The organism is Mesorhizobium sp. M8A.F.Ca.ET.161.01.1.1, from assembly GCF_004792105.1.
Lineage (GTDB): Bacteria > Pseudomonadota > Alphaproteobacteria > Rhizobiales > Rhizobiaceae > Mesorhizobium.
This window is the reverse complement of sequence record NZ_SRTD01000505.1, coordinates 1-280: the sequence shown is the minus strand read 5'-3', so window position 1 is coordinate 280 and position 280 is coordinate 1. Positions and strand designations below refer to the sequence as shown.

General features: G+C 57.5%; 1 pseudogene. It reads right to left on the bottom strand.

What is annotated here, in order from left to right:
- Positions 1-217 (bottom strand): annotated as a pseudogene (locus EN804_RS37835) (Crp/Fnr family transcriptional regulator); the annotation flags it as partial.
- Between the last annotated feature and the right edge of the window lie 63 nt (positions 218-280).

Genomic DNA, 280 nt, shown 5'->3' with positions numbered 1-280 from the left:
GCATGTTCTCCATGCTTTTGCCGCCTTCCGTCCGGGCCACGGACGAAGCAATACCGCTCTCAATGAAACACACTCGCGAGATGGGCGTGTTGGCGCCGACCAGTTGATAGCCGACGGGCAGATTGATCATCTCCATCCGGGCAACCAGCCGCAAAAACCCCTCTTCACCCAACGCTCTCAGCAATCGGTTGCGCGCAAAAATACTCGATCCAGGCATAACCGTTACCCGCTTCCCCCTCGCTCGACGACACCAAACGCGCGGCAACTTAGCAGCTTGAAA